This is a genomic window from Corynebacterium accolens (assembly GCF_023520795.1).
In the GTDB taxonomy this organism is placed as follows: Bacteria; Actinomycetota; Actinomycetes; order Mycobacteriales; family Mycobacteriaceae; genus Corynebacterium; species Corynebacterium accolens.
In genome coordinates, this window is the sequence record NZ_CP046605.1 from 1,432,469 (window position 1) to 1,444,584 (window position 12,116).

Sequence of the window (12,116 nt, forward strand, 5' to 3'; positions counted from 1 at the left end):
TCTGCCTGATTATGCCGTGCTTCAGGGCGATTAGCGGCCTGGGCGCCAGGTAGCACCGGTATGACCGGAGGCGCTACTGCCGTGATCGGATTGCTCTTCTGCCACTTCCTTGTGCGTCTTGGCGCCCGCATCAGAAGGCGTTACAACCTTGCGCTTCGCAGAACCCTCTTGCACCGGTTCACCATCCTCAGACTTACCCGCGCGGTAATCCATGACGCGCTGGGTGTGCTGCTTGACGCGCTTGGTCCAGTTAGCAAACGTCACCACCAACGGGGTGGCCAAGAAGATCGAAGAGAAAATGCCCTCGATAACGCCGATGAGCTGGATCAGCGCCAGATCGCGCAGCGTGCCGATGCCCATCAGCCACACGGCGATGACGAACAACGCGATAATCGGCAGCGCGGAAATGATGGACGTAGAAATAGAGCGCATGACCGTCTGGTTAATCGCCAGATTGGCAAGCTCCCCATAGGTCTTTGAACGTTGGCCTTCCAAACCCGCAGTATTCTCATTGACCTTGTCAAAGACGATGACGGAGTCATAGATGGAGAAGGTCAAGACGGTGAGCAAACCGATGATGACGGCGGGAGAAACTTCAAACCCAAAGAGGGCGTAGATGCCGGCGATGACGATGCCATCGATAATAAGCGCCGAGATGGCAGCAAACGCCATGATCTTTTGCAAGCGCACCGCCACATAGATGGTCGCTGCAACAAGGAATACGACCATGGCCAGAATCATGCGCTGGGTAATGGAAGAACCCCAGGACTCGGACACGGTGGAGGAACCAATGGCGTCCGGGGTGGCCTCCCCGTTTTCGTCCTTCGGCTGGAATTCCTCGTAGATTGCGGAGCGGGCGCTGTCTACCTCTTCTTGGCTCAAGCGCTCAGAGGTGATTTCGAGCGTCTCAGAATCGCCGGCGCCGACGATGCGCACCTGCTCGGGTTCAACGCCGGTGGAGTCCTCAAAGACGGTAGCTACCTCGTCCTCTTTCAAGTCCCCAGCGGGCATGGACAAGGTGGTACCTCCCTCAAAGTCGAGGGAGAGGGTGAACCCGCGAATCAAGATGGCGGCGATGGCGCCGACGAGGAGCGCGGCGGTAATCGCGTACCACCGTTTGGTGTGGCCAATGAAGTCATAGCCACGCTCGTCTTCATAGAGACGATCCAAACGCGAAATCTTGTGTTTAGTAGATACGGCCATGATTATTTCTCCTCATCTTCCGCAGCTGCTGAGGGCGCTGAGCTCTCAGACGAATCGGCGCTAGCGGATGCCGAATTGTCAGTGGCGCGCGCCTGCGATGCGGTAGCAACGCCGCGGGACTCCGCGTAGTAGCCGCGTTCGCGTCGCTCTTCAATCAGCGCGTAAATTCCGCCCAAGCCATTCATCGATGGCTTGGCTGCCGCTGGGCGGCGGCCGATGATCTGCATCAACGGCGCCATGACCAGGAAGGACACGACGAGGTCGAAGATCGTGGTCAAGCCCAAGGTGAACGCGAAGCCCTTTACCTCACCGATGGCCAGGAAGTAGACAATGACAGAACCAATCAACGTCACCGCGTTACCGGTCACGATGGTGCTACGCGAACGCTCCCACGCCTTCTGCGTTGCTGACCTGAAGGTTCTACCCTCTAGGAGCTCATCCTTGATGCGTTCGTAGTAGACCACGAACGAGTCCGCGGTCGCACCGACACCGATGACTAGACCGGCGATACCGGACAGGTCGAGCGAGTACCCGATCCAACGCCCCAGCAGGACAATGGCGCCATAGGTCAGCAGGCCGGAGCCAAGCAAGAAGATGACGGACACACCGCTGAGCGCGCGGAAGTAGTACAGCGAGTACAGGATGACCAAAATCAAACCTGCCAAGCCTGCCCACAGGCCGGCCTCGAGCGCTGCCTTACCCAGTGTCGGCGGAATGGACTCTACCGTGCCGCCGGGCTCGCCGTTTTCGCCGGCAAAGGACAGCGGCAGTGCACCATAACGCAGGTTATTGGCCAGGTTATTGGCTTCTTCCTGGCTAAAGTCACCGTTAATGGAGGTGGCAGAGCCGTACGGGGTAGCGCCCTGGATAACCGGCGCCGAAATGACGGCCGAGTCAAGGGTGATGGCAATCTGGTCGTTCAGATGCTCCCGCGTGAGGTCAGCCCAGGTCTGGGAACCGTTCGGGCCATTGCCGGTCTTGAAGGAGAAGCTAATCTCCATCTGGCCGGACTGCGGGTTCAGGCCGCCATTAATCGGGGAATTGGTATCAATCTCATTACCCGTCAAACGGGTACCGTCTTCATCCTCAACGCCGTTGAGCAACGGCGCTGGCTCCAAGACATAAGGGGTGCCGCTGTCGTAATCACAGGTCACGAAAGGCTTGGACGGATCGTCCGCACCAGCCAGTGGGTCGGCGGAGCCTTGGCAGGTCAAGAGCGAAGAAGCCGCTGCTTGCGTCGTTGGATCGTCCGATTGGCGGTCCTCCAACAACATCTCAGTGACTTCGTCGCGGCGCTCGGTCTGCTCAATGGAGTTGGAAGGCTCGTCCAAGGGCTTGGCGGAGACCTTCGGCGCCTTGACGTCCTTCGGTTCCTTGCCTTCCGCCTGCGCCTCTTGCTGGGCAACGGCATTGGTGACGTCTTCCAGCTTCTTATTGGCCTCATCCTTATCTAGGACACCGTATTTGACCCACCGGTTAGCCATATCTTCCAGCTCTTTGTCGAGCTTTTCCAGATCCGGCGCGGAGGGTTGTGCCACTGGGCGGAAGTACAGCTGGGAGGTCTGTCCCACCGCCTGGGCTTGGGACGCATCCTCGCCCGGCACGGTGATGACGAGGGTATTGCCGTTAATGACAACCTCGGAACCTGAAACACCCATGCCGTTAACGCGCTGTTCCAAAATATTGCGCGCCTGCCGTAGCTGATCCTGGGTGGGGTCTTCACCTTGTGGTGCCAAGGTAACGCGAGTGCCGCCCTGCAGGTCAATGCCTAGCTTCGGGGTGGCTTGGCGGTTTCCGGTAAAAAAGACCAGCGCATAGATAACAACCACGATGAGCCCAAAGAGCGCGAGGGCACGCTTGGGCCATTGGCGGTTGCTATTTTTCATAGCGCCTCGAGATGATGCGGACAACGATATTCTCCTGTGCACTGCAAACCAGGGTGATTAAACAATAAATACGGCCCGCCCGATTCGGCGCGGGCACGTTAACAACGCACAATCGTACGTCATGGAACAACATTTTCCTTAACGGGGTCCGCGATTTAGCGAAAATGTGTCAGGTTCTACGTTTCTCATAAGCCCATGGCATCCCCAGAGAACTCCCCCACGTGTGCACAGGGGGTGCGCCCGCGTCTTCCTCCACAGAGGGCGCGGGCGGTAACAAGGACTTAACGGCTAGAGGGCTGCTCGCCTTCCCCGCCGTTGAATCCATCATCATTATTGTTTTCAGCGTTGTCTGCGCCACCGCGGTCAAGCTTCTGGGCCTCGCTTTCGGTGCGCACCACCGCCATCTTGTCAAAGGTGAGGGTAACGCCCGGGGAAACCTCGAGGTCCACGCTGGTATCCGTGGTTCCGCGCACCACGCCGTGGACACCGCCGGCAGTGACGATGCGATCCCCATTCTGCAGGGAGTTTTGCAGCGATTGCATATCGTTCTGGCGCTGGCGTTGCTTACGCATCGCCATAAAGGAAGGAATGATGAACAAAATGACAATGATGATGAGAAAGATGATTTCCATAACTTTCCAGTATGCCAGACCGTTTCGTTCACAAAAACCATGAGTCGGTTCCACCTCTGCGGCCGCGCTAGCGCGGTGCCCACGCTTGCCTAAAACAGCCCAATCGCGCCATCGGGAGGCGTCAGGCCGAGGTGTTGCCAGGCGGCGGCGGTGGCGACCCTGCCCCGCCCAGTGCGCGAAATCATGCCGGCGCGAACCAAGTACGGCTCACATACCTCCTCCACGGTGGAGGGTTCCTCGCCCACGGCGATGGCCAAGGTATTCACACCCACCGGCCCGCCGCCGTGGCCGTTAATCAGGGCATTGAGGACGGCGCGGTCTAGTCGGTCTAGGCCCATTTCATCGACGTCGAATACCTCCAGCGCCCCTTGTGCTGCGGACAGATCGATGCGTCCGGTGCCGTTGACCTCTGCATAATCGCGCACGCGGCGCAGCAGGCGGTTGGCAATGCGCGGGGTGCCGCGCGAGCGGGAGCCGATTTCCACGGCGGCATCGTCATCGATGGCAACGTCCAAGATATGCGCCGCACGCTTGATCACGCGGGTGAGATCCTCGGTGCTGTAGTACTCCATCTGGGCGGTAAAACCGAAGCGATCCCGCAGCGGACCGGTGAGCATTCCTGCTCGCGTTGTCGCCCCGACCAGCGTAAACGGCGGAATCTCCAAGGGAATCGAGGTAGCACCCGGCCCCTTGCCCACAATCACATCAATGCGGAAATCCTCCATGGCCATATAAAGCATCTCTTCGGCGGGCCGAGCAATGCGGTGGATCTCATCGATAAAAAGCACGTCGCCTTCCATGAGGTTCGAGAGCATCGCCGCCAGGTCGCCCGCCCTCTCCAGCGCCGGCCCAGAGGTCATGCGCAACGAGGTGCCGAGTTCCTGCGAAATGATCATCGCCATCGTGGTCTTACCCAGGCCGGGCGGCCCCGATAACAGGACGTGGTCCGGGGTGACCCCGCGGTTTTTCGCGCCGGTAAGCACGAGGGAGAGCTGCTCCCTCACCTTAGGCTGCCCAATAAATTCCGTCAGAGATTTCGGGCGCAGGGAGCGCTCGATATCGTGTTCTTCGGCGTGAGCGGTGGCTTCCACATCACTATTGTGCTGGGATTCGTGCGCCTTACTCATCCCCTCTGGGAGGTTGAACTCGGTGCGCTCAATATCGGACATGCTGTAGCCTTTGTGTCTTCTTGACGTCGTATTCTTTTAGCCCTGCTTACCCAACTGGGCCAGGGCCGCACGCAGCAAGGTTGAGGTATCCGCCGCAGGGGCTTCGGCGTATGCCGCCTCCACCACGGGGCGAGCCGCCTTCTCAGTAAATCCTAGGCCCAAGAGGGCTTCAGTGACACTATCGACAACTGGGCCACCGGCACCTGTTGCCTCCGGCGCAGCATCGGGCACGGGAGTTCCAGCAAAGCGCTTTACCTTATCCTTGAGCTCCAGGGTAAGGCGTTGGGCCATGCGCTTGCCGACGCCCGGAATAGACTGCAGCGCCTTCACATCCTCCCCGCCAATCGCTGCGGCCAGCTCTTCTGCCCCCATGACGGATAACGCGGCCAAGGCGAGTTTGGGCCCCAAGCCAGACACGGATTGCAGCACTTGAAACATTTCGCGGTCATCATCGCTGGTAAAACCGTATAAGGTCAATGCGTCTTCCTTGACTACCAAGGTCGTGAGCACAAAAGCGGTTTCTCCGCGGCGCAAGGTTCCCAACGTCTTTGCGGTGGCTAAGAACTTATAGCCCACCCCGCCGCATTCAATAACGCCGTGGTCTAAACCAATGTGGAGGACTTCTCCCCGCAATGCCGCAATCATTTTCTACCGTGCCTTCCTACCTGTGTGCGCTTTCAACATGAACTAAATAATGAACAAACTTAACCTGTGGGGTGTGGCGAGCTAAGGCTGAACACCCTTCCCCCGCCCGCGGACGCCGCTGGTCTTTGCACCGAGCCCTAAACCGGTACTATCCATTCTCACGATCGCTGGCGCCCGCCAGCAGTGGCAGACGGCCAACGCCAATGCATCCGCCGCATCCGCCGGCTTGGGCGGCTCCGTAAGCCCCAGGATACGGGTGATCATGGTCGTCATTTGCTTCTTATCCGCGCGCCCATTGCCAGAAATGGCCTTTTTTACCTCTGACGGGGTGTACATGTACACCGGAATATCCCGCTCGGCGGCCGCGAGTACCAGAACCCCTACGACGTGCGCGGTCTGCATGACGGTTGAGACCTGGCCGCGTTCGAAGACGCGCTCTATGGCCACCACATCCGGCGAATAATCGTCCATCCATTCCTTGGCCGCCACGGATAGCCGCAAAAGCCGTTCGGTCAGATCCTTATCGCTGGGAGTCCGCACCACTCCCACGGAGACGGGAAGGATCGCGCGCCCGCGCCCTGCTTGAACTACGGACAGGCCACAGCGGGTGAGCCCGGGATCGATGCCCATCACGCGCATGCCTTCGATATTCACACCCGCCCACTCCCGTTCCGCGGCCTCGTCGTTACCAATCTTGCTTCCCTATTATGTCTTACACACACATGTTCTACAACACGGCGAGAACTTAGGACCCTAATAGAGCACAATAAAAAGCCCGGCGCCGACATCTCCGCATCCGCGAAGAGCCGCCACCGAGCTAGTGCCTAATAAGAGCAGTATCCCTACTCTGCGTTGAGCTCCGCTAAAACCTCATCGGATAGGTCCATATTGGTATATACGTTCTGGACATCGTCGGAGTCTTCCAAAACATCGATGAGGCGGAAGATCTTCTTCGCGTCATTGGCGTCAAGAGGTACCTCGACGGAGGCGCGGAAATCGTTATCGGAGTCATCGACCTCGATATCAGCTTCCTTGAGAGCCTCCTTGACGGCCTGCACATCCGTGGGAGCGCAGACGATCTCGAATTTCTCGCCCTGGTCTTTAACCTCTTCGGCGCCGGCATCGAGGACCGCCATCAAGACGTCGTCCTCGCTCAGCTCGCCCTTTTCCACCAAGACATAACCGGTGCGGGAGAACATATACGCAACCGAGCCGGATTCGCCCAAGTTGCCGCCATTCTTGCTCATCGCGGTGCGGACATCGGTAGCAGCGCGGTTACGGTTATCGGTCAAGCATTCAATCAGCATTGCGACACCGTTGGGGCCATAGCCCTCGTACATGATGGTCTCCCAGTCTGCACCACCGGCTTCTTCACCAGAACCGCGCTTGCGGGCGCGTTCGATGTTGTCATTGGGGACGGAGGCCTTCTTGGCCTTCTTAATCATGTCATCGAGCGTTGGGTTGGCCGCAGGATCACCACCGCCGGTTCGCGCCGCCACTTCAATGTTCTTAATGAGCTTGGCAAATTCCTTGCCGCGCTTGGCGTCATTGGCAGCCTTCTTGTGCTTGGTAGTTGCCCATTTTGAGTGGCCTGACATTAAGTCCCTTTCTAATTGGGTTCTAAATCTGTTGACAATTATACGTGCCCTGCACGAACTGGGAAAAGCGCCCCCAGGATACGCAGGCGTTTCTAGACGTTATGCCAATTGCCGTGGGCAGAACCGCTGCCCAAGTTCTCATCGAGGAACCGCGTCAAGCCCTCCTGGTTGACCAACGCAACGAGTTCGCCTTGTTCAGTGAATAATTTGCCGCGCGCGATGGCCGTGCCTTGCGCCGCTGTGGGCGATACCTGCTCATAAAGCAACCACTCATCCACGCGGAAGGAGCGGAGAAACCACACCGCATGGTCAAGACTGGCCAATTGGATCTTCTCCCCCTGGTGCGGAATAAGCGCCGACCGGATAAGGGTCATATCGGACATATACGTTAGGGCGGCGCGGTGAAAGTCGGGGTCGCTTCCAAGCTCTCCGGTATTGCGGAACCAAATATGGCGATATCCGGCACCGGTTACCTCCGCGGCGGCATCATCGCGGCCTTCATCGGGGACCAAACGGATATCCCAATCGGTCCACTCCTTCAAGATGATTCGGGTGGAATAGGGCGCCCCGCCACCGCGGCGCGCGGCTTCATCGGGGCTTAATACCTGCGGTGCTACATCCTGATGTTCGGGCCCTGTATCACCATCGCGATGGAAACTAGCCAGCATGATAAAGACGAGGCGGCCATCTTGGATGACCCGAACCTGCCGGCTGGCAAAGGAACGGCCATCGCGCAGCCTTTCCACCCGCAGCTCCAGCGGCTTTTTCGTATCACCGGGTCCAACGAAATAGCCGTGGAGGGAATGCACCTGCTTATTATCTACAGTCCTTTGCGCTGCGGCCAGCGCCTGCGCTGCCACCTGCCCGCCAAAGGTGCGCTCGATCTGCGAGGGGATCGCCGGGCCAGAAAAGACATCCGATTCTTGGGTGCCTTCTAACGCCAAAACCTCAGAAATGGTGCCCACAGTCATCCTTCCTTGCGCGCCTACTATGCGCTATATCACGTAACTTCTTATCTGCCTTGCCACCCTACTCCCTAGCCGGTCGAACCCCAGTGGCTAGCAACCTGATTCGAACTACCCACTGCCCAAATTTTTTCCTAGAATCTTTTGGGTGAAAAGAATCGCGTCAGTTCCTGCAGTATGGGTAGGCTGGGTTCTCGCCCGCTTGGTATTGGTCTATTTCTTGAAGCTCGACCACAGTGCACGCGGCGATGTTGCCTATTATTTCGCTGGGCTTTATGGCGACGATCCCACGCTGATGACCGAATACCCCCATGCGGGAACGTGGCCCACCATCATCTTAAGTTGGTTTACCGGCGGGGACCGCGGCGTGTTTTACATCGGCTTTACCATCATGACGCTGCTTGTCGATGCCACCTTCCTCGCCCTCCTGCTGCGCCACCACCAGCGCAATAAGCGCGTTTTCCTCGCAGGCTGGTTCTGGGTCTTCTTCGGCACGTCCGCAGGTCACGTCTTTGTATGGCGCCTCGATATCTTCCCCGCGGTCGCCGTCGCCGGTGCCGCCGCGCTCCTTATTTTTCATCCCAAGACCGGTGCCGCCCTTTTGGGCTTCGCCACCACCATGAAGCTCTGGCCAGGCGTCCTCGCCGCCGGGCTGGTGGGGCGGTTTAATAGCGCTAATTCCTGGCTCCGCCTGGTGTCCTTTTTCGGCTCCGTCGCAGCCCTATCAGCGCTAACGGTTGTCACCTCCGGCATGGACCGGCTCCTTTCCCCGCTGGATTATCAGGGGGTGCGCGGGCTCCAACTCGAATCCATTCCGGCGACATACTTGCTCTTGCAGGCGCACCTCAACCCAGGTAAATGGCATTTAGGTTATGCACCGTCCAAGAGCTTCGAGATTTCCGGCCCGGGCGTGGATACCGCCATCATGTGGAGCACCGTCGCTACAGCCGGGATGCTGGTATTCGCCTTGGGCTGGGCTCTATACCGTTTCTTCGCCGGAGGGTGGACCTCGCGCACCACCGTCGCCTTCTTCACCCTTATGGTGCTGCTGCTCATTGCCACCAATAAGGTATTTTCGCCCCAGTACATCATCTGGCTCGGCCCGCTATTCGCGGTGGTCGTACGCCAACAGCTCCCCGCCGGGTTCGTCCCCATCAAGATCTGCCAGGGCCTCCTCGCTGTCTGCGCGGTTGCCGCCGCGGCACTCGGCACCTACGCCTACCCGTTCCACTATGACTACCTGTGGAAGTACGTGGGCGCAGACCTTACTCCGGTCTACGTACTCGTGGCCCGCAACGTGCTCATCCTCGTCATGGTCCTCATCGCGCTCATTTGGTTCATCCTTGAGATAAGCCTGTCGCGCCGCATAGAAAAGGCCATCCTGGCAGCAAGCGGTCCGGAGCAAGCACCGGACGCCGGCGCAGAGAAGGAGCCCACTCCTAATACGGGTAATACTGGGCGAATCAACGTGCCAGGCTCGGACACCGCTGCCGAAAATGACGCGAGCACCGATGTCACCACGCAGGTGCCGCGCGGCTAGATTTTCAATCTGCCAGCATGTAGTCGAAGTACTCGGGTAATTTAGCGGTTCCGCCGAGGTGGAAAAAGCGCACCGCTGGGCGCAGGCGCAGCGCGCGCGTATCGCTGACTGCCTCGTTATAAAAGCGATGCGCCAATTGGATGCGGCCTTCTGCATCCGCCAAGGCGGCCGGGCGCTGGCCTACCGGAAAATCGCGCACAATGGCGGCCGAAAGCTCGCGTTCTACCATGGTGCGGGCTTGAAAATGCCCATGCGAAAGCTCCGTGGATTCGGCCTTTTGCGCCAAGGCGGCAAGATCCGGGGAGACCGCCGCCGTTACCGCCGCGCGCCGGTCTAGTGCCGCCTGCAGCTGCGCCAGTGCGGCATCGGTGCGAATGTGCAGGAAGTTTAGCCGCTGCGCGGTAAAAATGGCCCACGATCCTAAAAGTATGAGGATGACGAGCGCAATGGTTATCTCAATCCCCATCATCGCTTCACCCTTACCTTCGTGCCATCTTGCACCGTTTCATAAACCTGCATGACCGCCGCGGCAACATGGTCCCAGTCATACATCTGGGCGCGTTGCACGCCATTGCGCACCAACTGCCGCCGGTACTCGCCATCGTCCAAGACCTGGTTCAGCACGCGCGCCAAATCGGTGGCATCGCCGGTGCGGAATAGTGCGCCCGCAGGCTCATCCGATTCCGCGTTACACACCGCCCGAAAGGCCTCCAAATCGGAAGCCACGACGGCCGCACCGGCGGCCATGGCCTCTACCAACACGATGCCAAAGCTCTCCCCGCCCGTATTCGGCGCCACGTAAACATCGGCCCGGCCTAAAATCTGTGCCTTTTCTGCATCGCTAACGCGTCCCACGAAGTCCACGCCCTCAACCTCGCGGGCGCGGCCGCCGCCCATAATGGTAACGCGGATATTCTTGTTGACCTGACGCAACGCGGCTAACAGAATGTCCAGGCCCTTGCGCGGCTCGTCGAGGCGGCCGAGGAAGACGACCTCGAGTGGGGCATCGGCAAGCGCGGGCTGGCTTTTCTTGCGCGCAAGCGCATAGACGGAGGTATCGACGCCGTTGGGGATCAGGACGGGATCGCCGCCCAATTGCTCCACCTGCCAACGCCGCGCCATGTCCGATACCGCAATGCCGCCGCGAATCTTTTCCAAAAAGGGCATAAGCAGCGGCTTTGCCAAGGTGAGGATGAGGGAATTGGCCGCCGAGGCGTGGTACGTCGCCACCATGGGGCCGTGCGCCACAGCCAAGGCGGTCATGGAAAAGCTCGGGGAATTGGGCTCGTGGATATGCAAAACGTCAAAATCGCCGGCGTGAATGAAGCGCTTGACCTTGCGGGTTACCTTTGGCCCCACAGACAAGCGCGCCACCGAGCCGTTATACGCAATCGGGAAAGCCGGGCCGCCCTTGACCACGAAATCCGGCAGCGGCGTGGACTCCGCGGCAGGCCCAAGGACCTGGACAAAGTGGCCTTGTTCTATAAAAACGGTGGCCAGGTCAAGGATATGGGCCTGCACGCCACCGGGTTCGTCAAAAGAATACGGGCAAATGATACCGATGCGCATTAACGGGAACGTTCCTTTCGCGCTTGCCGGCGCCGCTCCACATCCTCATTCCATTGCGGCTGCAGCATGTGCCAGTCTGCGGGGTGGCGCCGGATATTGGCCGCAAACCCATCCGCCATGCGCTGGGTGGTCTCCTGCACATCGGTGACCTCTACTTCTGGCGACACCGATAATCCCCAGCCATCGCCTTCAAACCAGGAGTGCACCACGTGGAGTGCCGCACCGGTTTCGATGGCCAGCTGCGCAGGACCTGCCGCCATATTGGCTTCCTCGCCCATAAAATCTACCGTGACGCCGCTGCGGGTGATATCGCGCTCTGCCAATAGGCAGACCACTCCACCCTCCTCAAGGGCCTCCTTCAGCCGCGCAAAGGGCGTAGCCGGCCCACCGGTAAGCGGCAGGACTTCAAAGCCTAATTCCTCGCGGTAATCTACGAAGGCATCAAAAAGCACCTCCGGCCTTAACCGCTCTGCCACGGTGGTAAATTGCCCGTAATGGCCCACCAGGAAGACCCCGGCCATATCCCAGTTGCCGGAGTGTGGCAGCGCCAAGATGACGCCGCGGCCCGACTGCGCGGAGGCATCAAAGTGCTCGAGGCCCTCCAGGCTGCTCATGAGGCGCTCGTGCAGCTGGGGATCCGCATGAATCGCGGGAAGGCGAAACGCCTCCATCCAATAGCGCATATACGAGCGCATGGAATCGCGCACCAATTCGCGCGTGACGTTTTCTGCCCCTACCACGCGGGTAAGATTTCGCCGCAGGCCATCCATGCCGCGCCCGTTATCGCTCGCGAAATCCGCGACCCACCGGAAGATGGTGCGCGCTACCGGCTCGGGCAAGCGGCGGACTACCTTCCAGCCCGCCAAATACCCAGCGGCTGCTACGTCTTCTTTATCCCACATGGTGGCC

12 protein-coding genes are annotated in these 12,116 nt (G+C 59.3%); 1 reads left to right on the forward strand and 11 read right to left on the reverse strand.

The features are described 5' to 3' along the window. Nucleotides 1-30: 30 nt before the first annotated feature. The 8 genes from secF to CACC_RS06875 form a co-directional block, all read right to left on the reverse strand. Nucleotides 31-1,203: a protein translocase subunit SecF gene (gene secF, locus CACC_RS06840; protein ID WP_005278999.1), complete on the reverse strand. Its 1,173-nt coding sequence runs from the start codon at nucleotides 1,201-1,203 to the stop codon at nucleotides 31-33. A gap of 2 nt (nucleotides 1,204-1,205) precedes the next feature. Beyond that, a complete protein-coding gene (secD, locus tag CACC_RS06845) occupies nucleotides 1,206-3,089 on the reverse strand; it encodes a protein translocase subunit SecD (protein WP_005278998.1) in 1,884 nt (627 codons plus the stop codon). Nucleotides 3,090-3,370: 281 nt separating this feature from the next. Beyond that, nucleotides 3,371-3,721 carry a preprotein translocase subunit YajC gene (gene yajC / locus CACC_RS06850; protein WP_005278996.1) on the reverse strand — a complete coding sequence of 117 codons (351 nt, stop codon included), beginning with the start codon at nucleotides 3,719-3,721 and terminating at the stop codon, nucleotides 3,371-3,373. 89 nt (nucleotides 3,722-3,810) lie between these two features. Beyond that, nucleotides 3,811-4,890 carry a Holliday junction branch migration DNA helicase RuvB gene (ruvB, locus tag CACC_RS06855; RefSeq protein ID WP_005278995.1) on the reverse strand — a complete coding sequence of 360 codons (1,080 nt, stop codon included), beginning with the start codon at nucleotides 4,888-4,890 and terminating at the stop codon, nucleotides 3,811-3,813. A gap of 36 nt (nucleotides 4,891-4,926) precedes the next feature. Next, entirely contained in the window at nucleotides 4,927-5,535 is a 609-nt protein-coding gene (gene ruvA, locus CACC_RS06860) for a Holliday junction branch migration protein RuvA (protein ID WP_005278993.1), read from the reverse strand. Nucleotides 5,536-5,616: 81 nt separating this feature from the next. After that, nucleotides 5,617-6,189, reverse strand: coding sequence for a crossover junction endodeoxyribonuclease RuvC (ruvC, locus tag CACC_RS06865; RefSeq protein ID WP_005283305.1), 573 nt, complete (start codon nucleotides 6,187-6,189; stop codon nucleotides 5,617-5,619). Between the two features lie 188 nt (nucleotides 6,190-6,377). Beyond that, a complete protein-coding gene (locus CACC_RS06870; protein ID WP_005278990.1) occupies nucleotides 6,378-7,133 on the reverse strand; it encodes a YebC/PmpR family DNA-binding transcriptional regulator in 756 nt (251 codons plus the stop codon). Nucleotides 7,134-7,225: 92 nt separating this feature from the next. Next, nucleotides 7,226-8,104, reverse strand: a complete 879-nt coding sequence (locus CACC_RS06875; RefSeq protein ID WP_005278989.1) for an acyl-CoA thioesterase — start codon at nucleotides 8,102-8,104, stop codon at nucleotides 7,226-7,228. A 142-nt stretch (nucleotides 8,105-8,246) separates the two neighbouring features. On the opposite strand from CACC_RS06875, the gene CACC_RS06880 reads away from it, so the two are divergent. Then, nucleotides 8,247-9,638 (forward strand): DUF2029 domain-containing protein, encoded by a 1,392-nt coding sequence (locus CACC_RS06880; RefSeq protein ID WP_005278987.1) that lies wholly within the window; start codon nucleotides 8,247-8,249, stop codon nucleotides 9,636-9,638. A 4-nt stretch (nucleotides 9,639-9,642) separates the two neighbouring features. Here the strand turns inward: CACC_RS06880 and CACC_RS06885 are convergent, their stop codons facing one another. From CACC_RS06885 to CACC_RS06895, 3 genes are read right to left on the reverse strand one after another with little or no spacing between them, the layout of a single operon-like run. Further along, a complete protein-coding gene (locus CACC_RS06885; RefSeq protein WP_034658282.1) occupies nucleotides 9,643-10,104 on the reverse strand; it encodes a hypothetical protein in 462 nt (153 codons plus the stop codon). Beyond that, complete coding sequence (locus tag CACC_RS06890) at nucleotides 10,104-11,207, reverse strand: glycosyltransferase family 4 protein (RefSeq protein WP_005278983.1); 1,104 nt, start codon at nucleotides 11,205-11,207, stop codon at nucleotides 10,104-10,106. Before CACC_RS06890 ends, CACC_RS06885 begins: the two co-directional genes overlap by 1 nt. Then, complete coding sequence (locus CACC_RS06895; RefSeq protein WP_035108453.1) at nucleotides 11,207-12,109, reverse strand: phosphatidylinositol mannoside acyltransferase; 903 nt, start codon at nucleotides 12,107-12,109, stop codon at nucleotides 11,207-11,209. Before CACC_RS06895 ends, CACC_RS06890 begins: the two co-directional genes overlap by 1 nt. Nucleotides 12,110-12,116: the final 7 nt, after the last annotated feature.